Source organism: Clostridium beijerinckii, from assembly GCF_008705175.1.
Taxonomy (GTDB): Bacteria; Bacillota; Clostridia; order Clostridiales; family Clostridiaceae; genus Clostridium; species Clostridium beijerinckii.
Genome location: NZ_CP043998.1, coordinates 2,553,720 through 2,578,001, shown reverse-complemented (window position 1 = coordinate 2,578,001; position 24,282 = coordinate 2,553,720). Strand labels below are relative to the sequence as shown.

Sequence of the window (24,282 nt, the reverse complement as noted above, 5' to 3'; positions counted from 1 at the left end):
TGCATAATCAAATCATTTTTAATCTGGAACCAAGTTCTTTTGAAACAGTTCTTCCTATAGAACTTATTTTCCCAGTAATACAGTTCCAACATTGATTTGGCGTTTCATTTATACATATCTTTCCAGGATAAATTGCATATAATTTTCTATATTCTCCTTCTGTAATATTCGGCATAACAACATTGGCTCCACTTGAAAGTGCAATTATTCTGCCATTTCCATTTAAACTTTCCATTGCAGTTGTAGCAGGTATATTTACATTTGGTAGCAAAAGCCTAACTAAAGCCATTACCTTTATACTCAATGTAAAATTATCTGCTTTAAAATTACTTAAAGGTGTATTTTCATTTGGAATAAATGGACCTAAACCAATCATGTCTGCATCTATTTCTTTAAAGAATAGTATATCATCAGCTATAGATTCTATAGTTTGATTAGGCAGGCCATTCAAATTACCAGTACCAACTTCATATCCTAATTCTTTTAAATCTCTAAGGCATCTTTTCCTTTCATCATGACTCATTCCTGGGTCTAAATATTCATACAACTCCTTATCAGTAGTTTCTATTCTAATTAAATATCTATCTGCTCCTGCTTCCTTGTAAGCTTTATATTCTTCCAATGTTTTCTCGCCCAAACTTAAAGTAACTGCTACTCCCATTCTCTTTATATTTGATATTATATTTGTAAGGATATCTACTGTATAATACAAATCTTCTCCTGACTGCAAAACAATGCTCTTATATCCGTATCCAACAGCCTTCTTAGCTAAGTCAATTATTTCATCAGGCATTAATCTGTATCTTTTAATATTTCCATTAGACTTTCTTAATCCGCAATATAAGCAATCACATCTGCATATATTTGAAAATTCAATAATACCTCTTAAATGAACTTCATCCCCTACATATTTTTTTCTTACCCTATTGGCAGCTTCAAAAAGTGCTTCATCAATACTACTATCCTTAAGTATATTTACTAATTCTTTCTTACTTAAATTATGACTTTTCTCAGCTTTTTCAATCAGCTTTATATTCATAGATATCACTCCTAAAACAATAAACTATACTCCATTTTATAATTAACACTTTATAATAGGACTATTTAAATATCAAGAAATAAAATCATCATCTGTACTAGTATAAAATTTAATTCTAATCTATAAAAGACGCAGGATATCTGCGTCTTTTGACTATCAATAAATTAATTATTTATTGGTTTTCACTTAAATTTCAACTGCTATATTAAATGCTGAGAATGTTGCATTCATTATATTCTTTGGAGTATCGCAGTCACCAGCAATAAATGTGTCTAATGGCATTTCAGCTGCAATTTCTTTATATAATGAATTATCTGCCTTAAGTCCAAGAGCAATAACTGAAGTATCAGCTTCAAGAGTGCTTATATTTCCTTCCTTATCTTCTATAACAACACCTTTATCATTAAATTCCTTAATTTTGCTGTTTCCAACAAACTTGACACCAGCTTTTTTCACTTCATCAAGTAAAGAATAACGAATAATATAGAACATACTACTACAGAAATCTCCATCTGGAATCATATCAACTACAGTAACATCTTTTCCTTGTTTAGCTAAAGCTAATGCTGATTCAACACCAGTTAGACCACCACCGCAGACAGCAACCTTTTGTCCAACTTCAACAGTACCATTATCAACATCACAAACATCTTTAACATTGTCATTATTTATACCCTGAATATTAGGTTTAAAGAATGTAGCTCCTGTTGCTACTATAACAGCATCTGGTTTTTCTTTAAGAATCATTTCTTTAGTTGCTTCTGTATTTAATCTAATATTTGCACCGCATTCTTCTGTTTGACGAACAATCCAGTTTTTATAATTACGTAATTCTTGTTTGAATGGTAGAACACTAGCATCATGAAGTAATCCTCCAAGTTTGTTCCCTTTTTCAATTATTGTTACATTATGTCCACGCTCAATTAATGTTAGAGCTGCTTGCATACCAGCAGGACCACTGCCTATAACATATACGTTCTTTTTGACCTCTGCCTTAGGAATATTTCTATAACGATGCTCACGTCCAATCTTTGGATTAACTGAACATCTTAATGGCATACCATGGTATATAGCCCCACATCCATCCATACATCTTATACATGGACGAGTCTTATATTCTTGACCTCTTACTGCATTTTCAATCATATTAGGACCAGCCATAAAAGAACGACACATACCAACAATATCAGCTTTACCTTCTGCTAAAATTTGTTCAGCTTCTTCAATAGTATATATATTACCTACAACTGATACAGGTATATTAACTACTTCTTTTATTTTCTTAGAGAATTCTACATTAATCATATGTGGTTGTAAATATGAAGGACATAGCCACATAACACCAGTTTCATTAAATACGTTTCCTCTTGAAACATCAATACAGTTTACATATTTTTGAACTTCTTGTGCATAGATTAAAGTTTCTTCAAATTCAAGACCACCAGGAGTCATTTCATTTGCACTCATACGAATTTCAAGAGGATAATCTGGCCCTACAGCATCACGAATTGCCTTTATTACTTCTAATGGGTATTTCATACGGTTTTCAAAGGATCCTCCATATTCATCAGTACGAACATTGCTTACTGGTGATAAGAATTGTCCGAGCAAGTTATTATGAGCACTATGGATCATAACCATATCAAAACCAGCTTTTTTACAACGTACTGCACATTCTACCCATCGATTTCTAACCCAATCCATATCTTTTCTATCCATAACTTTAATATCAGGCTGGCAATTTTTTTCTGGCAAATATGAAGGTGCAAAAGCTGGTTTAGTATTCATGCTAGCAACAGCACCACGGCCAGCATGTGATAATTCTATAGAAAGTTTACATCCATAGCGATGAGCTTCTTCAGTAAGTAATGAAAGACCTGTCATATATTTGTCATGTGTAACGTTTAACTCACCATAAAAGCAACGTGCACGTTCTAAATCGATTTGAGTATCACCAATTGTAATATAACCTACACCAGTACGAGCTTGATATCCTATCCAATCAATCATTTCTTGATTAACTTCACCATCTGCAGTAGATACACATGCAACTAATGGCGTATATTGCATACGATTTTTAATTGTCATTTTCCCAATGTTTAATGGTTGAAATACGTGCTTATAATTTTCCATAAATAAACTCTCCTTCTGTAAATGTATTCATACTTGATAATTATTTATCAATCATGTTCTGATATAATTGTATAATTAAAAAAATTATTTTTAAAACAGCTCTATTTTGTACATCTACAACTTAAAGTTGAAGCAGAATAAATATGTAAAAAATTATCAAAACATGTTATAATAATAAATATATTTGTTTCCTTTTTGAATGGAGTGTGACTAGTTTGGATATAAAGCAATTAAAGTATTTTTTACAAATATGCGAAGATGAAAGCTTTTCAAAAGCTGCCAAAAATCTCTATATCACTCAGCAAGGATTAAGTAAAGCGATAAAAAGTCTAGAAGAGTGTATAAATGCTCCTTTATTCTATCGTACAGTTAGTGGGCTTAAACTCACAGAATACGGAAAATATCTAAAAGAACACTCTATCCATCTTATAAACGAATTTGACCTAATTCTAAATGACATAAATAAAATGACTAGTCTTAATCGCCAAAAATTATCTGTAGGTTTTTCCTTTGGAGTTCTCAATGCACTTTCTACTGATCTTATTGATAATTTTAAACAAAACAATCCAAATATTCAGTTAACTACAGCAGAATATCGTGACTTTGATTGTGAAAAAGCTATCTTAACTGGAGAATTAGATGTTGCCCTTACAGTTGGCCCTGTTGACGAATCAAAGTTCAATTTCAAAATTGTTCAAACGCATAATCTTTGTGCACTTATAAATGACAAACACTATCTTTCCCAAAAGAGTGAAATAAGTTTCAAAGATTTGAAAAATGAAAAAATTATTATTGTAGATAAAAACTTTAAGTTATATCATAACTTTATTGAAAAATGCAGACAAGCTGCCTTTGAGCCAGATATTGCTTTTACTACCGCTGAAATTTTAATTACACATAAGCTCAGTCGTCTTAATAAGGGTATTGGTATTAGTGTTGATTTTGTTGTAAGCGATATAAATTATCCAAATGTTTATTCAATACCTTTTATAGATAAATCCTTTGTGTGGAATGTAACATTAATATATAAAAAAGACTCTATCCTCTCATATGCAGGGAAAATTTTCACTGATTACATAATTCAATTTAATGAAAAATAAAACAAAATCCTTAGCAACATTCAAATTAATGTATCTAAGGATTTTTATAAAAATTATTTTAATTTTTTATTATATATATCATTTTACTTGTAAGTATTCATCTATAGCTTTAGCTGCTTTTTTCCCAGCACCCATAGCTAAAATTACTGTTGCCGCTCCTGTAACTGCATCTCCACCAGCATAAACTGCTTCTTTAAGAATATCTGATCCAGTTCCCTTAAATTCATATGAGCCATCATCAGTTGTTACATAAAGATTTCCAGCAGCATTCTTTAATTTATCTTCATATATTAATAAATCTTTGTTTCTGCTTCCTAAATTTATCACTTTCTGTAGTCATAATTTTTTTCTTATTAGCTAAGTAACCAACAATCATTAATATAAATAAATTTCCAAATCAAAAAAGGAGTTAATCCATTAAAATTAGCTCCTTTGCTGCATAGTTTAATTTACTATAACATAAACACTAAATATTGTGGTATCAATTTTTTGGTGTTAAATCATAAACAATAAATTGATACAAAATATAAAGTTTTTGTGATATTAATATAGAATTAAATAATATAATAACTTTTCAAAATCCATCATATGAAATTTATTGAAATTAAAATAATAAAACTATTATTTATTTCATTATAAGATTGCAATCTATTTATATGAACAGCTAAATAGGTTAATTCATCTTTAGGAATAACTCCATCATAAACCTTTTTTATATAATCCTTTATTTTAAAAGCAATCTCCATTGCTTTTGGATATAATGTAGCTATCTGTTCAAACATTACATCATTCTCGTCCTTCAACATTTCATTATTAAAAAACCTTTCTGTAAAAAATTTAACATGTGTAATAAAACGCTGATAGTGAATTCCTTCCATTTTCAGGCTGCTGCCAATTGAATATCTTACCAAATTAACGATTCCATCAATCATTTTAGCATATTTCATACTATCTCTTAAGTCATTACTTTGTGATTGAGCATTTATTATGTGAAATGCAATATTTGCAGCTTCTTCTTCTGGAAGCTTAATAATAGTATATCTAACATATTTCTAGAATCTTTTATAATATCTAATAGATAACAAAATTAAACATTAATTTTTTACCATGCACTCTTCATAGTAAGTGCTTCTTGAATTACATTAATTTCTTCACAAATTTGATGTATTTCCTCTATAATAGAAACTCTTTTAGGTTTTATTGCTTTTTTCTGCTCAATAGATGTTGCCATTGTTTCTAATACAAGCAGCAGTTGTGCTAAATCTTCATCAGCCAAACTTAAATATCCCTTCGTCATGCAGCATTGATTAAGCAAGTAGCTAATATGTTCTAAGGAGAAAAATGCTGGCCACATCATTTCAAGTATTTCCTCATTATGAGGAATCTCACCTAATGCTGTATTATATGCAGTTTTAAAATTCATAAGGTTTATTCCCATTTTTTCTTTTATCCATTTTGTACTGTCACTATTATTTTCTTTATTGTTAGTTGCCAATCGAACTAATACTCTAGCCTGACTACGTATTAATTTCACTATTAAATCTGGTAATCGGCTAGATGCTGAACGACGTCCAATAATGTATGTCCCAATTAATCCAATTGCAGATCCAATCAATATATCAGTAATACGTGCTGTCGCAAAATAAGTAACATTATGTATTTGAGTTGATGCTTCTGCTATAAGTAATGCATTTGGCGTTATAAACACTGCTGCTACAGCATAATTTTTCACAATAAAAAGTTCTGTTATCGCTGTTAAAAGCATATTAATTATAACTATCATGAAACCTTCTGGGTGGAATTTTAAAATAATAATAGCTATCATTAATCCAATAATTGTACCGCAAGAACGCTGAATTGCCCTATGAAATGTTGCCATGACAGTTGAGCCTGACATGACAGCAGCACATGACAGGGGAATCCAGTATGGTCTGCTAAATGGAAAACTAAAAGCTATTATAGCTGATATTGAAAGAACAATTCCATATCTAACTGCATTAATAAATACTATTGAATCTTTATTGCAGGCTCTAGTAAATTTCATCATAAGAGAAGGTTTTGAAATTTTGACCCCTTTTCCAATATATGTTAACGGAACATTTATAATGGCCTCAGCATCATAAATTATTTCTAAAAAATTATTATAGCCATCATCCAGTTTTTGAGATGGTGGATCTATTTTAATTGTTTCTCCATCTTTTAATTCAATTGCCATGGATAATTTTCTTATCATGTCACTAAGTTCTTTTGGCACTTTAGTGTTTTTATTAGTATGCAGCTCAAGCATTTCTAAAAACAATTTATTAGCTTCTTCATTTAAAAGCGATAAACGATTAAATAAGAATGAATTTTTCCACGGAATATAACCTGTCAAAAGAATTTCCTCAGCTTCTCTTAAAGAATTAACAGTACGATTTCTTATATCATTAATCTTTTCATCACCAATAGCTTCACTAAATTCTGCTAAAGCTAAATAAAGTTTCTTAAGAGTTTTTATTTCAGGACCATGTGGATTAGAAAAATATCCTGCCATACTAACTATCCATGAAAAGATCCCCCCCATAAGCACTACAGAAGTCCGTATAAAAACTTCTGATGGATTAACAGGCATTCCTGTTACCATTATAAAACTTAATACAAAAAAAATTGCAGATGGACCTTGTATTTTAAGTATGCCAAATATAAAAGTTACAATTGCTCCAATCAAACCCACTATTGAAATAATGAGTACTGGATATGGCGCGGATAACGTACCAAGTGCAACTGAAAGGCTGATACCAATAGCAGTAAAAAATATTTTTTTTGCACGCTGAGCATATGGTTGATGTGAAACATATAGATAAGAAAAACTCCCTATCCCTGCTAATAATCCTAAATGCAGTTGATTTACTAAGATGCCGATAATTACTGGAAATCCTGCACAGATTGCAGCATTTATTGCTTTTTGCCAAGGAAATGGGGTTTTATTAATTTTAAATGCTTGTTTTATTATAGTCGTATCCATGTGTTCTCCTTTTTTATTGATCTGTATTTCTTTGCAAAACTCGTATTCCTACTATTGTTCTAAGTTCTTCATCATTTTTTCTAAAATACTATTAAAAATTTCTAGTTCATCTTTATCAATATTATTTATAGCCTCTATTTCTAAATCTTGAGCAGCTTCACGCCATTTAGGAAACATCTCATAAGCTTTTTCTGTTAGTTTTATAACTCTTTCACGCTTATCCTTTCCATCATTTCTGATTACCAGTCCCATTTCTTCCATCCTAGTTAATGTCCTAGTAATTGTAGGAGCTTCTACATCAAGATATTTACATAATTCTATTTGTGTACATTGCTTTTTTTCATATAAGTATAAAGTAATCGCCCACTGTGAAGAATATAAACCAAGAGGAGAAATTCTCTCATTTAATTTCTTTGTGAAATTCCGAGCCAGCTGATTTACTTTATGTCCGTATAAATTCAATTTTATTTCACCTCACATATACTTACCTAAGTAATAATTACTTAGGTAATTATATCATCAAAATAGATAATAATCAAATTTTGGACATATCCATTCCTTCTAAAACATCTAATTCAATATTTGGGCTGAAGAAATGCGTGATATTTTATGAGAAACAGAATATCAAAAGAGTTTCATGCAGCTTAGATATGGATTTGCAAAAATACTAGGTCCAAATGGTGCAGTTATAAGTAATACACTACCTCATGATGTCGGAGGTAGTGCATATGTTGATTTAGAACAAATTATACCTGGAAAATTCCTAATTGATACTGCTGGCCACTATTCTACACCTGGATTCTTAAGTTTGTCCTTTGATAGAATATTCCACGCTCCAGTGAAGAAAATTGGTGATACTAAACCTCAGGCTTTAACTTATTCAGAAATTGAATATAATATTAAAGTAATACTGCAATAATAGGTATTGTGACAACAGAAAATAATGTTGAAATAAATACGCCCTTTGTAATAAATTCTTGATTGCCTCCATATTCACTGCACATCATCACTATATTAGATGCAACTGGCATTCCAGAAATAATTACTAAAACTCCTAATAGAAGCTTGTCATTAATAAAGATATGACCTATGCACCATACAATTATTGCTAATACAAAAAGTCTTATAATTGCAAATATACTAATCCATTTTTCTTTTATAATTTCTTTAAAAGAAAATTTCACAAGTGTTGAGCCAATCACAAGCATGGCTAAAGGCGTTGTTATATCACCTGCCAATTTAAGAGGTTCTAATATAATTTCAGGTAAAGAAATATTCATTATATATAGTCCAATTGCTATAATCGCTGAAATAGTTCCTGCATTAAAGAATTTTTTAATATCAGTAGTTTGCTTACCTGCATTTCCATTATCCTTAGTTAATAAAAATATACCATAAGTAAAAAGCGAGATGTTACATACAGACATAATTATTGATATATACAATATAGCACGATTTCCAAATATAGAACTTACAACTGGTATACCCATAAATCCTAAATTAGAATATACAAGCATGCTTTCATATAATCCCTGCACACTTTTTTTTATTTTTAATATCTTAATTAAAATTTTAGATATAATTGGTATAGACACATAATATATTATTGCTATTACAAAAATATATATAAGCATACTCTTATCTTCTAATCTTTCTCCAGATGCAACTGAATAAATAATCAAAGCTGGACAAGTAATATTTACAATTAATTTTGAAAATAATTTGTCACTTTCTTCATTCATAATATTTCTCTTATTAGCTATATAGCCAACAATCATCAATATAGATAAAATTATCATTTGTTTAAATACAAGTATAATATCCATTTAGCTTCTCCTAAGTTATTATATTTTTAATGTTTATATTTTTTCAAACCATAACTATTCACCTTTTTAATTTTTTTGATGCAATAGAGTTTTTTCAGACCACTTCCACAAATAAATTTTCCCGAAATAAAAAGGAGTTAATCCATTAAAATTAGCTCCTTTGCTATATACTATTATTTTAGTATAACATAAACACTAACTATTGTAGTATCAACTTTTAGTTTTAAATACTAAACCAAAAGCTGATACTAAAAGTACATTTATATTTACGGATGCGGTTAAATATGAATTTTATTTTTTTAAACTAGCCCCATTTGTCGCTATAACTTCTTTATACCAATTAAAGCTCTTTTTCTTATATCTTTCCAATGTTCCATTCCCTTCATTATCCTTATCAACATAGATAAATCCGTAACGTTTCTTCATTTCACCTGTAGATGCTGACACTAAATCTATGCAGCCCCATGGAGTATATCCAATTAAGTCAACACCATCTTTAATGGCTTCTCCAATTTCTTTAATATGTTCACTTAAATATTCAATTCTATAATCATCATTTATAGAACCGTCTTCTTCAATTTTATCAACAGCACCTAACCCATTTTCAACAATGAATAATGGTTTCTGGTATCTATCATATAGACTATTGCATGTAATCCTTAATCCTTTAGGATCAATCTGCCATCCCCACTCAGAAGATTTTAAATACGGATTTTTTACTGACTTAAATGCATTTCCTGCCGTCTCACCTTTTAAGACTTCTGGATCAGTAGAAACACACCTGCTTGCATAATAGCTGAATCCAATAAAATCAACTGTATGTTTTTCTAAAATTTCTTCGTCTTCTTGTTCCATCTCAATTTCTATATTATTTTCTTTAAAAAATCTTTTAGCATAACCTGGGTATTTTCCTCTTGATTGAACATCAATAAATAAAAGATTTTCTCTTTCCTTTTCTTTTGCTTTTTGCACATCATCAGGATTACATGAATACGGATAAAAATCTCCCGCTGCTATCATACATCCGATCATACAATTTGGAATTATTTCATGAGCAAGCTTTGTTGCGAGTGAACTTGCAATTAATTCATGATGAGCTGATTGATACTTAATTTGAAGTTCATTTTCTCCTTCTTTAAATCGTACTCCAGCTCCCATAAACGGTAAATGCAGTATCATATTAATTTCATTAAACGTCATCCAATACCTAACTTTTTCTTTATATCTTTCGAAAATTACTTTACAGTAATTTAAATAGAAATCTACAAACTTACGATTTTTCCATCCACCAAACTTTTGAATAATTCCAATTGGTGTATCAAAGTGGCAAATCGTAACCACTGGCTCAATTCCATGACTTAGCATTTCATCAAATAAAGAATCATAAAATTTCAACCCTTCTTCATTTGGTATTTCTTCATCACCACTCGGAAATATTCTTGACCATGCTATTGATACTCTTAAACATTTAAATCCCATTTCTGAAAATAATGCTATATCTTCCTTATACCTATGATAAAAATCTATAGCTTCATGGGAAGGATAGAACTCTCCTTCCAATTCTCTTAGTTCATCGATTTTTCCACGTATAATTTCAGTTCTTTTTTTGCCAATTGGACAAAGATCCACTGTAGTTAATCCTTTTCCACCCTCTTTATATGCTCCTTCACACTGATTAGCAGCTAAAGCACCACCCCATAAAAATCCTTCCGGAAAATTTCTATCCATATTTTTCGTCTCCTCTATCTAAAACTATACTTCATATATTCTTATGAATTCTATCTTTTAATTTACTTAATCAAATTTATTAACTTATCCTTTTCTCTTATATCTTCGCCTTCATTGACATCAAAGGTAATTTCTCTATATTTTGATGTATTAGTTATTATTATAGGAGTAATAACATCATATCCTGCTTTTTTAATCTCCTCTAAATTAAATTTAACTAACAAATCACCTATATTTATTGAATCTCCTTCTTTTACCTTAGCCTCAAAGAATTTTCCGTTTAACTTTACTGTATCTAGTCCAATATGAATTAATATTTCTGCACCTTCATTTGAAATAATTCCAATAGCATGTTTTGTCTCAAAAACTGCACTAACTTTACCATTCACAGGAGAAACCACTCTGCCTTCCTTTGGAATAATCGCTATCCCATCTCCCATCATTTTTTCTGAAAACATTGGATCATTCACTTTACTTAATGAAACTGCTTTTCCTTCAATTGGTGAATAAGCAATACTGTCTTGAACATCGTCGTTTTCATCTACAGCAACCTCTGTTTTAGAATCATTCTCTTTAACTTCAGCAATATCTTCAAAACCTATAATAAGAGTAGCAACAAAGGAAACAACAAATGCTATAGCTGCACCAATACATGCAAGCGTAATATTTCTAAAGCCTTCTGTTCCAATATACCCTGGCAATGCTAAAAGTCCTGGTGAACCTGCTGTATATCTTCCAACTCCAGTAATACCTAAAAATAGTCCTGATGCGCCTCCACCAATCATAACTGCAATTAAAGGACGTTTCAATTTTAACGTTACACCATACATTGCTGGTTCAGTAATACCACAAACTGCTGTAATACCTGCTGATGAAGCTAATTGCTTTAATTCACTGCTTTTTGTTTTAAGTGCTACAGCAAGTGCTGCTCCACCTTGTGCAATATTAGAGCCAAGCATACCTGGTCCTACTACTATATCAAAACCTGCAGTTGCTAAATTATTAATACCAATAGGAATTAATCCATAATGCATACCTGTCATTACTAGTAGTGGTGAGAATGTACCAACAATAAGAGGAACTAGCCATCTAGCATATGTATTTATAAATGCAATAGCTCCCGAAATTCCATTACCGCAAATTATTCCGATAGGTCCAAGCACTATTAAAGTAACTAGTCCAGTAATTAATAATGTTAATAGTGGCTTTGTAAAAAATTTAATTGCATTTGGTGAAACCTTATCTGCTATAGGTTCAACAAATGACATAAACCAAACACCTAAAATAATTGGAATAACAGAAGATGAATAACTTGCCAAAGTTACTGGCAACCCTAAAAAGTAAATTCCTGTTCCGCCTTTTTTAGCTGCGTCAACCATGCCAATAAAATTTGGATGTAAAATAATCGCTGCTATAGACATTGCCATATAAGGATTACATTTAAATTTCTTTGCTGCTGAATTAGCAATTAAAAATGGTAAAAAGTAAAATGCTGCATCTGCCATAAAATTAAGTATCGAATATACCTGAGTCTGATTTCCAATTACTTTAAATGCAACTAATAGTGCCATAACTGCCTTTAACATACCAGCACCAGTAATAGCTGGAATGATTGGTGTAAAAATACCTGCAATTGTATCAAGTACTTTTACTACTGGACCTTTATCATTCTTTATTTCACTTGAAGAATCATTATCAAAGCTAGCAATTTTATTTATCTCTGCATATACGTTTGCAACATCACTGCCAATAATCACTTGATATTGTCCTCCTTTATTTACAACTCCCATAATACCTTTTGTATTTTTTAATATATCAGTGGCAGCTTTGTTATCATCTTTTAGATTAAATCTTAATCTTGTAGCACAATGTGTTAATGCAGAAACGTTTTCTACACCACCAACATTTTTTATAATATCTTTGGATAACTGCTTATAATCCATAATATTTTCCCCCTGTTAGTTTATTTTTCTTTTTGATATCATTTACAAATTAATTATATTGGTTTATCATTTATCTATCAATACTATATTTAATATGATGACCATAGTTCACATCTATGAATAGGAGGCAACATAATATTATGTTAGAAATAAGATTATTAAACTATTTTTTAGTCCTTGCTGAAGAGCTTCATTATACAAAGGCGGCAGAGCGTCTCAATATTTCACAGCCTACCTTAAGCAATCAAATAAAAATATTAGAAAGCATGTTGAATGTAAAACTTTTTGATTATGTTCAAAAAAGGACAGTGCTAACAGAGCCTGGCAAAATTTTAAAACAACATGTATATAAGATTTTCTTTGATCTTGAACAGGCAGAAGCAGACATTAGAAATTATGCAGGGAAATCGAGAGAGCAAATCAAAATTGGAGCTTCCGGTTCTCACTTGCTACTAATTCCTTGTTCAATATTTAATAATACGCATAATAATATTTTAATTACAATGGAAGAGCATAATACCAGGACAATCATTGACAACATAAAAAATGGCAAACTGGATTTAGGATTAATTTATGAACCAACAGAAGATTCTGCCATTCATTGTGAACTCCTAAATATCGAATCTTATCTTGCTGCTGTACCATTAAACTCAAGGCTCGCAAAATATTCATCTGTATCATTAAAAGATTTAGTACAAGAAAATATCATATTATTACCTCACTTTTCCAATTCACGAAAGAATATTGATAAAGCCTTTAGCCTTATAAATCATATTTGTAAACCTAGGATTCAAGCAACTAATTTAGATTCTTGCGTAAGGTTAATGGAACATTCAGATAACATTACTATTTTGCCAAATTCTTATATAAAATCTATAAATAAAGTTGATTTTAAAGCAGTTCCTATTTCTGATTATCCACCTAAGCAGACAATTAATTTAATATATAGGAAAGATTTGTTCTTAGATGATATTTTGAAATCCTTCTTAGGTATTATTAGAGATTTTCATCAAAATAATTAGCTTCTAACTTAGGGTATAAATCATTTTAAGCACATGAAAATAAAAAACGTCCGAAAAAATCTAAATTGAAGATTTAGCAAGTATGATTGTGATCCACCACTTAACAATAAAAAAACACGACCACCTGTAGAAAGCTATTCAAGCCACATACAAATGGTCGTGAATTTATGGTGAAAGCGAAGCATGACCTTTAAAATCCACTATTGTAAATATAATGATGCACTTCAATTTTTAAAAGAAATATATCCATATCTAATTATAAATTCAAAAAAGAAAAGAACCGAATTGATTATTTTGCTCAATATTCATCATAACGTATATTCTCTTATTTATTTTTACTTTATAGTAATAATTTCAATGTTAAATATATCAACAGATGTATGTTACGAGTATTACAAAAGTTAAACTTTAATTATACAAGACTAACATATACACTTGAAAAGTAGCCATAAAAAACAAGCGACTTTTAAGTAAGATTTTAAGATTTAAAAAAATCTTATTGATAATAATAATTTCAACCTATTGAAAACATGAAGACATAAAGCTTTTAGGATTTATCTAAAGTATATTTAAACAATATGGTGAAGGTAAAATAGTTATGATTCTTGATAATTATAACATATAGTTCTAAACTGAATGCCGTAGAAGGCTTATGAGACTGAATGAAAGATGAGGTTATTAATAATTCTTTCTTTTTAAATGTAAAAGAAATTAGAGCTGCTGTTCTTGCGCTATTAATTTATTGATATTACCTTGTCAAACTACTTTCTCCATTATTTTCTTTACTTTAAAAGCATATTGAAATTTCAACCTTTATTTGAAGCAACTTCAGAAAATTCTATGCCTAGGAATATAAATAATCAGTTATTTATCCTTAAGGTATTCAATCACATAATTAATAAATGTTTGACCTGCCTCACTAATCGGTCTATCTTTTTTAGTTATCATATAAATATCCCAAGTATTATTTTCATCCTCAAAAGGAATTACAACTGTATTTTCATAGTGATTTTCTTTAGCAGCAAAATCTACTGTAATTGCAATACCTTTATTCATACTCGCTAATTTATGTGCAAAATCTATTTCAGATGTTTCAAATACTATATTAATATTAACACCATGTTTTAAAAATTTATTTATATTATTAGTGTAAGCTTTAAATTCACGTGATTCTAAAATAATAGGCTCGTCTTTTAAATCTATATAGGATAACTTTTCTTTTTTAGCTAGTTGATTATTTTTTTCAACTACGAGGCAGTGTTTAAAGCTTTTTAAAAATATAGCATTAAATTTAATGGCGTCAACAGGTCCAGCAATAAATCCTATATCTTGTATTTCATTCCAAACCGCATTCTCTACAGGACTATCAGGAAATTCCGCTGTGGTTACTATAATATCAGGATATATTTTATTAAATTCACGTATAAAATCAATAGATAAATAGCTTAAAACCCCATATGTGGATGCAAGTTTTATAGTTTCTTTTTGATTATTTGCCTCATCATTTATATCAAAAATACTTTCCATTTCCTTAATAATATTACTTGCCTTTTTTTCAAGAAGTTTACCATATTCATTAAGAACTATTCCCTGAGGTGTTCTAGAAAATAATTCAACTCCTAATTCATTTTCAATATTTTTTATACTTTTACTGAGTCCTTGAGGTGTTACATATAAAAATTGTGCCGCTTTACTTATACTCTTATACTCACATACCTTTAAGAATGATTTTAAATCCTTTGTATTCATAGTTCATTCCCCCTTTCTAAATTTTTAACATCAATATTGTACAAATAATATTATTATTTGTAATAGATGTCAATAGAAAGCCTTCAACTAAAATTTGATGTCTTGAAACTATAATTTGATTTATATTATTTTCTTATATGTTAGAATTAATTCAATAATTAAATAAAGTTATTTTAGCAAAGGCGCTAACTCTGTGAGTTAGTGCCTTGTTTTATTTTAAGGAGGAATTATTATGTCAAAGATCTATCCAAAATTTAAAGCAGCTGCTGTACAAGCTGCGCCAGTATATCTAGATTTAGAAAGGACTGTAGAAAAAACTTGTTCATTAATTGATGAAGCTGCAAGCAATGGTGCTAAATTAGTAGCTTTTCCCGAAGCCTTCATTCCTGGCTATCCATGGTGGATATGGTTTAGTACTCCAGGATATGGAATTCAATTTTATGAAGAATTATATAAAAATGCAGTTGAAATACCAAGTATGGCTGTTAGAAAAATAAGTGAATGTTCTAAGAAAAATAGAGTTTATGTATGTGTTTCTGTAAGTGAATTAGATGGTGGTTCTTTATATTTAACTCAACTTTGGTTTAATCCTAATGGTGATTTAATTGGAAAACATAGAAAACTTAAACCAACTAATGCAGAACGATACATCTGGGGGGATGGAGATGGAAGTATGATGCCTTGCTTTAAGACAGAGCTTGGAAACTTAGGAGGGTTAGAATGTGCTGAGCATTTAATGCCTTTAAATATTGCAGCTATGAATTCTTTAAATGAACAAGTACATGTATCTGCTTGGCCTGCATTTTTCCCAGGAGATGAGAATTTATTTTCAATACCACCTTGTGAGGTTTCAAGTAAATTTTACGCAGTATCAAATCAGACTTTTGTATTAATGAGTTCTCAGATTTATACCAAAGAAATGCTTGAAAAATTCTGTATTACTGATAGTCAAAAAGAAGAATTTCAACCTTTAGTAGATTTCGGTGGCGGAAGAACCTGTATTTTCGGGCCAAATGGGAAAATTATAAGCAACGAAATTGCACCAAATGAAGAAGGTATAGCTTATGCTGATATCGATTTAGGACAAATCCCTTCTTGTAAGTATTTTTATGACTTTAGTGGCCATTATTCAAATCAAAGCTTGAGTTTAAACTTCAATCAAAAGCCACAACCAACAGTAAGAAAAAATGGAAATGAAAAAATTAATACAATTCTATCATACGATGATCTTCAAAACATTGAATAATTAAAGGAGGACTATAATATGACAAATAACAAAAATTCTAAAGCTTATGAATGGAAATTAGTAATACTATTAACAATTCTTTGGGGTACAGTTGGGCTAGATCGTCTTGCAATTGTATATCTTTTCCCAATGATTATGCCAGAATTTAATTTAAATAATGCTCAAGCAGGAGCATTAACTTCGGTATTAGCTATGACTTGGGCTGTATCCACCTGGGGACTTGGAAATATATCTGATAGAGTTGGAAGAAAAAAAATACTTATACCTGCAACAATATTCTTTTCTTTAATGTCTTGGGTTTCAGGTATAGCAAAAAGCTATAGTGGTCTAATGATCGTAAGGGGATTGCTTGGCATTGGTGAAGGTGGAGTTTTCTCTACAAGTGTGGCTGCCATATCTGAAGTATCTACCCCTAGTAAAAGAGGCCTTAATCTTGGAATTCATCAAAGTTCTTTTCCATTAGTTGGTATTGGATTAGGAGCTATTATTGCCACTCAATTAACAGCAGTTTTTGGCTGGAGATTGGTATTCTTTATTGTTGGACTTCCAAGTTTAATTATTGCTATTATACTAGGCATTAAAATGAAGGAATCAAAATTATCTCCTAAAAATTCTGTTCAAAACAATTCAATTATTAATACACAAGAACAAACTGAAGCTAAATCTGGAATTTTTGAAGCTTTAAAATATAGAAATGTTAAGCTATCCTCATTGGTTGGATGTTTCTATATGACTTGGTTATTTGTATTTACAACCTTCGCTATGATGTTTTTAACTCAAGTTAGAGGAATGTCACTTGCAACTGCTGGTTTTGTTATGTCTGGTTTTGGTTTTGGCGGATGCGTTGGTATGATATTAATTTCTGGTTTATCTGATTATTTTGGAAGAAGAACTATGTTGATTATTTCTTTCTTTATAAATGGTATTTCCGTATTGTTGTTTACTTACAGTGGAACAAATGCGGTAGTTTTATTTGGTATCTTATTTGTAGGAGCAATCTTTGCCTTTGGATGTGCTCCAATATATATGTCTCTCTGCACAACAGAATCTGTACCCAAACATTTAGCCGGTTCATCAGTAGGTATTCCAGGTGCTGTTGGTGAAGTTTTTGGAGCTATGGTCATGCCAATTGTAGCTGGTATTGTTGCAGATAATTTAGGACTAACTTCTACAATGATGTTAGCAACAATATCGCCTTTCATTGCAGCTGCAGTTTGTTTCCTATATATAGAAACATCTCCAAGAGTACTAGCTAAAAGAAATAAAGCTGAAAATCTCTCTAGTTTAGATTTTACTAATTAGAAATTAGCATATGTGTTCTAAGTAAAAAAATGCTTATCAAAGTTAATTTCCGAACCTAACTTTGATAAGCCTTATAACAAGATAAATTTTATGAAACATATACAAAAATATCTTATATATTGAATAATATTACTTTTGGTAATATTATTCAATTATTTATTTTAATAAGTATATTAATTCTATTTAACTCAATAATCTAGAATAAACTATCTCCATTAGTTTCGATGACTTTTTTGTACCAGTAAAAACTATCTTTTTTAGAACGTTTCAAAGTTCCATTCCCTTCATTATCTTTATCAACGTATATAAATCCATAACGTTTCTTCATTTCCCCAGTTCCAGCACTAACGATATCAATTGGTCCCCAATATGTGTAACCTATAATAAGTATTCCATCTTTCAATGCTTCAGATACTTCAACTAAATGTCTACGTAAATAGTCAATTCTATAATCATCATGAATTTTACCATCTTCGGAAATCACATCTATATTTCCCATACCATTTTCAACAATAAATAAAGGTTTTTGATATCTGTCATATAATTCGTTACATACAAAACGAAGTCCCTTTGGATCAATCTGCCATCCCCATGGAGTTGTATCTAGATATGGATTACTTGCACCTGTTACCCCTCCTGTATTCCCCATAAATGGACTTCCTGCAACATGAGTAGTACTACGGTAATAACTAAAAGCAAGGTAATCACTTGGATAACTAGCAATTATTTCATCATCACCAGTTTCCTTTTTCAAAGTTACATGAAACTCTTCAAAAATACGATTAATATAACCTGGATAATATCCTCTAAGCATAACATCACTATAAAATAAAGAGCGTCTTCTTAACTCCATTGCCTCAAACACATCATCTGGATTACAAGTATTGGGATAAACTGCGCTTAATGATAACATACAGCCTATCTTAGAATCTGGAATTATTTCATGGCATAATTTATTAGCTAAAGCACTTGCTACAAACATATGATGAGAAGCCTGATAAGTGATTTGCATTTTTTCTTTTAAAGAATACGAATCTATTTTAATAGCTCCAGCTGCATATGGAATAATATGAATATTGTTTATTTCATTGAAAGTCATCCAATACTTAACCTTATCTTTATAACGATCAAATATTACTTTGCAATATTTAAGGAAAATATCTATTAGACATCTATCTTCCCACCCATTATATTTCTCTACAAGAGCATAAGGTGTTTCATAATGAGAAATAGTAACTACAGGTTCCATTCCTCTTTTTATTATCTCGTCAAATAAATTATCATAAAATTCTAATCCTTTTTCATTAGGTTTTTCTTCTTCCCCTGTTGGAAATATTCTTGCCCAAGAAATTGAAAGACGAAAGGCTTTGAACCCCATTTCCTCCATAAGCATTAAGTCCTCTTTGTAGCGATGATAAAAGTCAATAGCTTCATGACTTGGATAAAATTCGTCTGGATTTATATTATCATCCGCTATATTCTGAAAACCATGTCTAGCTAAATCAGTAATATTGATTCCTTTACCATCTTCAAGATATGCTCCTTCTGCTTGATTAGCCGCAATTGCTCCACCCCATAAAAAATCTTTCGGAAAATGTTTCATCTATTTGCCCTCCTAAATATTATCTTTACATTAAAAACTCCGCTTTATCTAAGTGATAACCTCATTAATCTTAATATTATCTATTAAGATCAATGAAATTCCACATCACTTTTAAATTCTAAAGTATCGTTATAATCTTGTCTCCTTTGACTACTTTTTTTCCTTCTTCTCCAATTATATCTAGGAATTCACTATAATTAGTAATCAATATTGGAGTAATCACATCATACCCTGCTTCTTTAATTTCTTTTAGATCAAAATTTATTAATGGATCTCCTATTTTTACGACATCATCTTGTTTTACTAATGATTCAAAATGTTTACCATCTAATTTAACTGTATCTAATCCAATATGAATTAATATTTCTGCACCTTCATCAGACTTTAATCCAATGGCATGCTTTGATGGAAATAATGCAGTTACAGTTCCATTTACTGGTGACATAACTTTGCCTTCATCTGGAATAATTGCAATCCCCTTTCCTATAGTTTCTTGAGCAAAAGTATCGTCTTTTACTGTTTTTATAGAAACAACTTCGCCATTCATTGGACTTGCTATGGTTTGGCTCTTTTCTGATTTTAATATTGGTTTTTCTGTTACTAATTCTTCTGTTGTTTCATCTTCTGTTTCTTCTTTAAATCCAAGTATCCATGTTGCCACAAATGCTGTTACAAATGATATAACGACTGTAATTATTGCATGGAGAAATGTTTCACTCAAGAAAATAGGCAATGCTAACAGACCGGCTGTTGCTAATGCAATTGCTTTTACCCCCATTATTCCAGCGTATAAACCTGCAGTTCCACCACCAATCATTACTCCGATCATAGGTCTCTTCAATTTTAAATTGACACCATACATAGCTGGCTCCGTAATTCCTAGTAATGCTGTAGAACCTGTTGTTCTTGCTAATTTTTTCATTTCTTTATTTTTTGATTTAAAAGATACTGCCATTGCTGCACCAGCTTGAGCAATATTTGCTGATAACATAGCTGGAAGAATTAATACATCATATCCTGGATTCACCATCATTTGAAGGTTAATTGGACGCAAACTTTGGTGCATACCGGTCATAATTATCCAAGGCATAAGCGCACCAAGTATTCCTACTGCTAGCCAACCAAAATTACTACTAATTAATTGTAATATTATTACTAAATAATCACCAAGAAATGAGCCAATTGGTCCTAATACTATAAGAGCTACAGGCGCTGTTATAATTACTGTAACTACTGGTTTCATAAAATATTTCAAGAATTCTGGTGATACTTTTTCTGCAAATTTCTCTATATAGCTTAAAAACCATACAGATAATAAAATTGGAATTACAGAAGAAGAATAAGTCACTAATCTACCTGAAATATGAAAAAATGTAAATGTAGTGTTTCCTGCTGCTTTTAAACTAGCAAAGTTAGGATGTAATAATACTCCCGCAATTGCCATTGCATAGAATGGATTTGTTTTAAATTTTGTTGCAGCTGTATATGCTAACATAATTGGTAAGAAATAATATGTTGCATCTGCAATTGTGTTAATTACCATATAAGTACTAGTTGCTTTTAGCCATGGCATAAACGTAATTATCAATGCTAGTAATGCCTTGATCATACCTGCCATTGTTATTACAGGGATAATTGGACCAAAAGATCCAGAAATAATATCTAGAATTCTCGCCCCTATTTTTTGTTTCTCTTCTGATGGTTCATTAGAGCTATCTTTTACATTAACGTGTTTAACTAACTCTACATAAACATTGTTTACATCAGGTCCAATAATTACTTGGTACTGTCCACTTTGTCTGCGAACGCCCATAACTCCTTGGATTTTTTTAACTTTAGTGTCATCCACAAATGATTCATTTTTTAAGGTAAATCTTAATCTAGTTGCACAATGTGTAACATGGGTGATATTTTTTTCTCCACCTAATTGTTCAATAATTTTCTTTGCCAATTCTTGATAATTCATAATTTTCTCCTCCATTTTTGATTATTTATTTTTTTCTTAATAACCTTTAAAATGAAGGTATAGCCTGCATTACCAGTCACCATCCTAAATTTTATTCGATAGCTAGCATCCGTAACACTCCTACTTCTTCAAGTGTGAGCTAACGGCTGCACGCTCCTGAATAAGTTCAACCAAGACTCAGATGGGAATCCCCCCACCAGAATCAAGTTTCACTTAATCTATTCAGTTTAGGAGACAGATCCCAAACTGTTTCTTAATCAAAGTTCTGTCCCTTTGATTTAAAACTAATGAATTTATAATAATTTATTAATAAACTTAACTATTTTTTATTACCTTTGTAATATGTATTGTTAAGTAAAGTAATTCTTCATCTGCTAATTTGTAATTGTACTTTTCTAAAATGAACTTATCAATTTTTTTAGTACATTCATATGCATCTTTATATTTTTTCTTTACTGTCTCAAATAATTCTGAATCATTATCATCCCTATAATCATTTTCTTTTAGAAGCCTTTGAGCAAAAAACTTCAAATGAGTAATAAACCTATAATATGCTAATGATTCTTCATTAAAAATAATATTAAAGTGATACTTTACAATATTAGTTATCTCTTGCATTATCTTAGTAATATCATAAAGAATAGTCATATCTTCATTCATTTGTGCATTAACTATATGAAGAGCAATAGAAGCCGCCTCATCTTCCTGCATATCTACATTAAACTTATCTTTAATAATTTGTAAACATTCCATTCCAATTGTGAATTCTTCTTTATAAAAGCGTTTAGTATCCCATAATAATGCATTTTTTAGAGGTAACCCTTCATTATACCTTTCTACAGAGCTATAAATATGATCTGTTAATGTGATATACAATGTATCATTTAGCTTTTTACCCAGCTTTTCTTTAGCATTATTAATAATTTTTTCTGTTACTTCTACATATTCTAGAGGGATTTCTGATAAAATAAGTTGTAATTTTTGTTTTGCCTCATTATCTGATAATGTAAATATTTTATCAATTTTTTCTTCGGGAATAATATCACCCTTTTTGCTTTTAAAGGCTAACCCGGCACCCATTACAATAATTTCTTTACCACTATCATTTTCTGTTATAACTACATTATTATTCAATATTTTCTTTATAACCATAATCTCCTCCTAAAAATAAAAAACCCATCTATAAACAATATCCCTGTTTTAGGGACAATAATTGTTCATAAATAGGTTTTGCATGCATTTTTTACGCAATCGCAATCCATGTTTATGTTTACATTATATTATTATTAATTAAATTTGTCAATGTAAAATATATCGAATTTGCGTCAAGGGTTATTTTTTATATAAGACTTTCCCCTTTTCAAACTTGCCCCATTTGTAGCAATAACTTCTTTATACCAATAAAAACTCTTTTTCTTATATCTTTCTAAAGTTCCACTTCCATCATCATTTCTATCTACATATATAAAACCATATCTCTTTTTAAGTTCAGCAGTTGATGCACTAACTAAATCTATACATCCCCATGTAGTATATCCCATAAGTTCAACACCATCTTCAATAGCTTCTGCTACTTGAACTAAAAATATTTCTGTTGGATTAGTTAACACATCAAAGATTACACCTTCTTCCTTAGCGTGGTGTACTTCTTCAGCTCTTGCTGGAAGTTCAGATTCTCCTCTTCTATATACAATATGACTTTCTGATCCAAGTCTTAAGGCAGTTCTTGCTGCATCCATAGCAACATTTCCTCCACCAACTACAGCAACTTTATTTCCTGCTCTTACTGGAGTTTCATAACCTTCTACAGCAGCTTTCATTAAGTTTACTCTTGTTAAGAATTCATTAGCAGAACATACTCCATTTGCATTTTCTCCTGGAATTCCCATAAACTTAGGAAGACCTGCTCCTGAACCAATAAATACAGCTTTAAAGCCTTCTTCTTCAAATAATTCATCTATTGTTATAGTTCTACCAATTATAACGTTAGTTTCAATTTTAACACCAAGCTTTTTAATATTTTCAACTTCATTTTTAACTACTTTTTCTTTTGGAAGTCTGAATTCAGGAATACCATATTCTAATACTCCTCCTGCTTTATGAAGTGCTTCAAATATAGTTACATCATAACCTTTTTTTGCCAAATCTCCAGCACAAGTTAACCCTGCTGGACCACTTCCTATAACTGCAACTTTAATACCATTTTTAGGTTCTGTTGCACTTAAATCAACATTATGTGATGCTGCCCAGTCTGCTGTTAATCTTTCAAGCTTACCAATCGAAACAGAATCACCTTTAATTCCTAATACACATTTTCCTTCACATTGCTTTTCTTGTGGACAAACTCTTCCACAAACTGCTGGAAGTGCACTGTATTTAGCAATTTCTTTTGCTGCTTCTTCAAATTTTTCATCTTTAACATGTGCTATAAAGCCTGGAATGTTGATTGATACAGGACATCCATCAACACATTTAGGATTTTTACAATTTAGGCATCTTGAAGCTTCTTTTACAGCTTCTTCTTCATTATATCCTAAACAAACTTCTTCAAAATTTGTAGCTCTTACCTTTGGTTCTTGTTCTCTTACTGATATTCTTATTAATCTTTCATTCATATCCAT

Annotated in this window: 17 protein-coding genes and 2 pseudogenes; 5 read left to right on the top strand and 14 right to left on the bottom strand. The window is 30.5% G+C overall.

Annotated elements, in window-relative coordinates; translation table 11 throughout:
- Positions 1 to 7: 7 nt before the first annotated feature.
- Together hydE and F3K33_RS11675 are read right to left on the bottom strand one after the other, a co-directional pair.
- On the bottom strand, positions 8 to 1,039 hold the full coding sequence (gene hydE / locus F3K33_RS11680; protein ID WP_039773704.1) for a [FeFe] hydrogenase H-cluster radical SAM maturase HydE: 1,032 nt from the start codon (positions 1,037 to 1,039) through the stop codon (positions 8 to 10).
- A 186-nt stretch (positions 1,040 to 1,225) separates the two neighbouring features.
- On the bottom strand, positions 1,226 to 3,172 hold the full coding sequence (locus F3K33_RS11675; protein ID WP_039773705.1) for an oxidoreductase: 1,947 nt from the start codon (positions 3,170 to 3,172) through the stop codon (positions 1,226 to 1,228).
- A 215-nt stretch (positions 3,173 to 3,387) separates the two neighbouring features.
- Between F3K33_RS11675 and F3K33_RS11670 the strand changes: the two genes are divergently transcribed.
- Complete coding sequence (locus tag F3K33_RS11670) at positions 3,388 to 4,272, top strand: LysR family transcriptional regulator (protein WP_039773706.1); 885 nt, start codon at positions 3,388 to 3,390, stop codon at positions 4,270 to 4,272.
- Between the two features lie 183 nt (positions 4,273 to 4,455).
- On the opposite strand, the pseudogene F3K33_RS27040 reads toward F3K33_RS11670, so the two are convergent.
- From F3K33_RS27040 to F3K33_RS11650, 4 genes and pseudogenes are all read right to left on the bottom strand, one after another.
- Positions 4,456 to 4,590: pseudogene (locus F3K33_RS27040) on the bottom strand (sulfide/dihydroorotate dehydrogenase-like FAD/NAD-binding protein); the annotation flags it as partial.
- Between the two features lie 266 nt (positions 4,591 to 4,856).
- A complete protein-coding gene (locus F3K33_RS11660) occupies positions 4,857 to 5,219 on the bottom strand; it encodes a PRD domain-containing protein (RefSeq protein WP_243141328.1) in 363 nt (120 codons plus the stop codon).
- 155 nt (positions 5,220 to 5,374) lie between these two features.
- Positions 5,375 to 7,276 carry an FUSC family protein gene (locus tag F3K33_RS11655; protein ID WP_039773708.1) on the bottom strand — a complete coding sequence of 634 codons (1,902 nt, stop codon included), beginning with the start codon at positions 7,274 to 7,276 and terminating at the stop codon, positions 5,375 to 5,377.
- Positions 7,277 to 7,327: 51 nt separating this feature from the next.
- On the bottom strand, positions 7,328 to 7,738 hold the full coding sequence (locus F3K33_RS11650; protein WP_039773709.1) for a MarR family winged helix-turn-helix transcriptional regulator: 411 nt from the start codon (positions 7,736 to 7,738) through the stop codon (positions 7,328 to 7,330).
- Positions 7,739 to 7,913: 175 nt separating this feature from the next.
- On the opposite strand from F3K33_RS11650, the gene F3K33_RS11645 reads away from it, so the two are divergent.
- The gene (locus F3K33_RS11645; RefSeq protein WP_039773710.1) at positions 7,914 to 8,195 is read left to right on the top strand and encodes a hypothetical protein; all 282 of its coding nucleotides are present in this window, start codon (positions 7,914 to 7,916) and stop codon (positions 8,193 to 8,195) included.
- On the opposite strand, the gene F3K33_RS11640 is transcribed toward F3K33_RS11645, so the two are convergent.
- The 3 genes from F3K33_RS11640 to F3K33_RS11630 form a co-directional block, all read right to left on the bottom strand.
- Positions 8,176 to 9,102: an AEC family transporter gene (locus F3K33_RS11640; protein WP_039773711.1), complete on the bottom strand. Its 927-nt coding sequence runs from the start codon at positions 9,100 to 9,102 to the stop codon at positions 8,176 to 8,178. The genes F3K33_RS11645 and F3K33_RS11640 overlap by 20 nt on opposite strands.
- Positions 9,103 to 9,393: 291 nt before the next feature.
- Positions 9,394 to 10,830, bottom strand: coding sequence for a 6-phospho-beta-glucosidase (locus tag F3K33_RS11635; protein ID WP_039773712.1), 1,437 nt, complete (start codon positions 10,828 to 10,830; stop codon positions 9,394 to 9,396).
- 62 nt (positions 10,831 to 10,892) lie between these two features.
- Positions 10,893 to 12,773 (bottom strand): beta-glucoside-specific PTS transporter subunit IIABC, encoded by a 1,881-nt coding sequence (locus tag F3K33_RS11630; RefSeq protein WP_039773713.1) that lies wholly within the window; start codon positions 12,771 to 12,773, stop codon positions 10,893 to 10,895.
- A 140-nt stretch (positions 12,774 to 12,913) separates the two neighbouring features.
- On the opposite strand from F3K33_RS11630, the gene F3K33_RS11625 reads away from it, so the two are divergent.
- Positions 12,914 to 13,795: a LysR family transcriptional regulator gene (locus F3K33_RS11625; protein WP_039773714.1), complete on the top strand. Its 882-nt coding sequence runs from the start codon at positions 12,914 to 12,916 to the stop codon at positions 13,793 to 13,795.
- 864 nt (positions 13,796 to 14,659) lie between these two features.
- On the opposite strand, the gene F3K33_RS11615 is transcribed toward F3K33_RS11625, so the two are convergent.
- Positions 14,660 to 15,544, bottom strand: a complete 885-nt coding sequence (locus F3K33_RS11615) for a LysR family transcriptional regulator (protein ID WP_039773715.1) — start codon at positions 15,542 to 15,544, stop codon at positions 14,660 to 14,662.
- 232 nt (positions 15,545 to 15,776) lie between these two features.
- On the opposite strand from F3K33_RS11615, the gene F3K33_RS11610 reads away from it, so the two are divergent.
- Positions 15,777 to 16,790 carry a carbon-nitrogen hydrolase family protein gene (locus tag F3K33_RS11610; RefSeq protein ID WP_039773716.1) on the top strand — a complete coding sequence of 338 codons (1,014 nt, stop codon included), beginning with the start codon at positions 15,777 to 15,779 and terminating at the stop codon, positions 16,788 to 16,790.
- A gap of 18 nt (positions 16,791 to 16,808) precedes the next feature.
- Entirely contained in the window at positions 16,809 to 18,092 is a 1,284-nt protein-coding gene (locus F3K33_RS11605; RefSeq protein WP_039773717.1) for an MFS transporter, read from the top strand.
- Between the two features lie 196 nt (positions 18,093 to 18,288).
- Here F3K33_RS11605 and F3K33_RS11600 read toward each other — a convergent pair whose 3' ends face one another.
- The 4 genes and pseudogenes from F3K33_RS11600 to F3K33_RS11580 form a co-directional block, all read right to left on the bottom strand.
- Positions 18,289 to 19,695 carry a glycoside hydrolase family 1 protein gene (locus F3K33_RS11600; protein ID WP_039773718.1) on the bottom strand — a complete coding sequence of 469 codons (1,407 nt, stop codon included), beginning with the start codon at positions 19,693 to 19,695 and terminating at the stop codon, positions 18,289 to 18,291.
- Between the two features lie 118 nt (positions 19,696 to 19,813).
- Positions 19,814 to 21,661 (bottom strand): beta-glucoside-specific PTS transporter subunit IIABC, encoded by a 1,848-nt coding sequence (locus tag F3K33_RS11595; protein ID WP_039773719.1) that lies wholly within the window; start codon positions 21,659 to 21,661, stop codon positions 19,814 to 19,816.
- 315 nt (positions 21,662 to 21,976) lie between these two features.
- Complete coding sequence (licT, locus tag F3K33_RS11590) at positions 21,977 to 22,813, bottom strand: BglG family transcription antiterminator LicT (RefSeq protein WP_039773720.1); 837 nt, start codon at positions 22,811 to 22,813, stop codon at positions 21,977 to 21,979.
- 278 nt (positions 22,814 to 23,091) lie between these two features.
- Positions 23,092 to 24,282: pseudogene (locus tag F3K33_RS11580) on the bottom strand (family 1 glycosylhydrolase); the annotation flags it as partial.

Coding starts and splice junctions, on each gene's coding strand:
- hydE (WP_039773704.1), bottom strand. CDS start 1,039: ATGAATATAAAGCTGATTGAAAAAGCTGAGAAAAGTCATAATTTAAGT.
- F3K33_RS11675 (WP_039773705.1), bottom strand. CDS start 3,172: ATGGAAAATTATAAGCACGTATTTCAACCATTAAACATTGGGAAAATG.
- F3K33_RS11660 (WP_243141328.1), bottom strand. CDS start 5,219: ATGAAATATGCTAAAATGATTGATGGAATCGTTAATTTGGTAAGATAT.
- F3K33_RS11655 (WP_039773708.1), bottom strand. CDS start 7,276: ATGGATACGACTATAATAAAACAAGCATTTAAAATTAATAAAACCCCA.
- F3K33_RS11645 (WP_039773710.1), top strand. CDS start 7,914: ATGCAGCTTAGATATGGATTTGCAAAAATACTAGGTCCAAATGGTGCA.
- F3K33_RS11640 (WP_039773711.1), bottom strand. CDS start 9,102: ATGGATATTATACTTGTATTTAAACAAATGATAATTTTATCTATATTG.
- F3K33_RS11635 (WP_039773712.1), bottom strand. CDS start 10,830: ATGGATAGAAATTTTCCGGAAGGATTTTTATGGGGTGGTGCTTTAGCT.
- F3K33_RS11630 (WP_039773713.1), bottom strand. CDS start 12,773: ATGGATTATAAGCAGTTATCCAAAGATATTATAAAAAATGTTGGTGGT.
- F3K33_RS11625 (WP_039773714.1), top strand. CDS start 12,914: ATGTTAGAAATAAGATTATTAAACTATTTTTTAGTCCTTGCTGAAGAG.
- F3K33_RS11615 (WP_039773715.1), bottom strand. CDS start 15,544: ATGAATACAAAGGATTTAAAATCATTCTTAAAGGTATGTGAGTATAAG.
- F3K33_RS11610 (WP_039773716.1), top strand. CDS start 15,777: ATGTCAAAGATCTATCCAAAATTTAAAGCAGCTGCTGTACAAGCTGCG.
- F3K33_RS11605 (WP_039773717.1), top strand. CDS start 16,809: ATGACAAATAACAAAAATTCTAAAGCTTATGAATGGAAATTAGTAATA.
- F3K33_RS11600 (WP_039773718.1), bottom strand. CDS start 19,695: ATGAAACATTTTCCGAAAGATTTTTTATGGGGTGGAGCAATTGCGGCT.
- F3K33_RS11595 (WP_039773719.1), bottom strand. CDS start 21,661: ATGAATTATCAAGAATTGGCAAAGAAAATTATTGAACAATTAGGTGGA.
- licT (WP_039773720.1), bottom strand. CDS start 22,813: ATGGTTATAAAGAAAATATTGAATAATAATGTAGTTATAACAGAAAAT.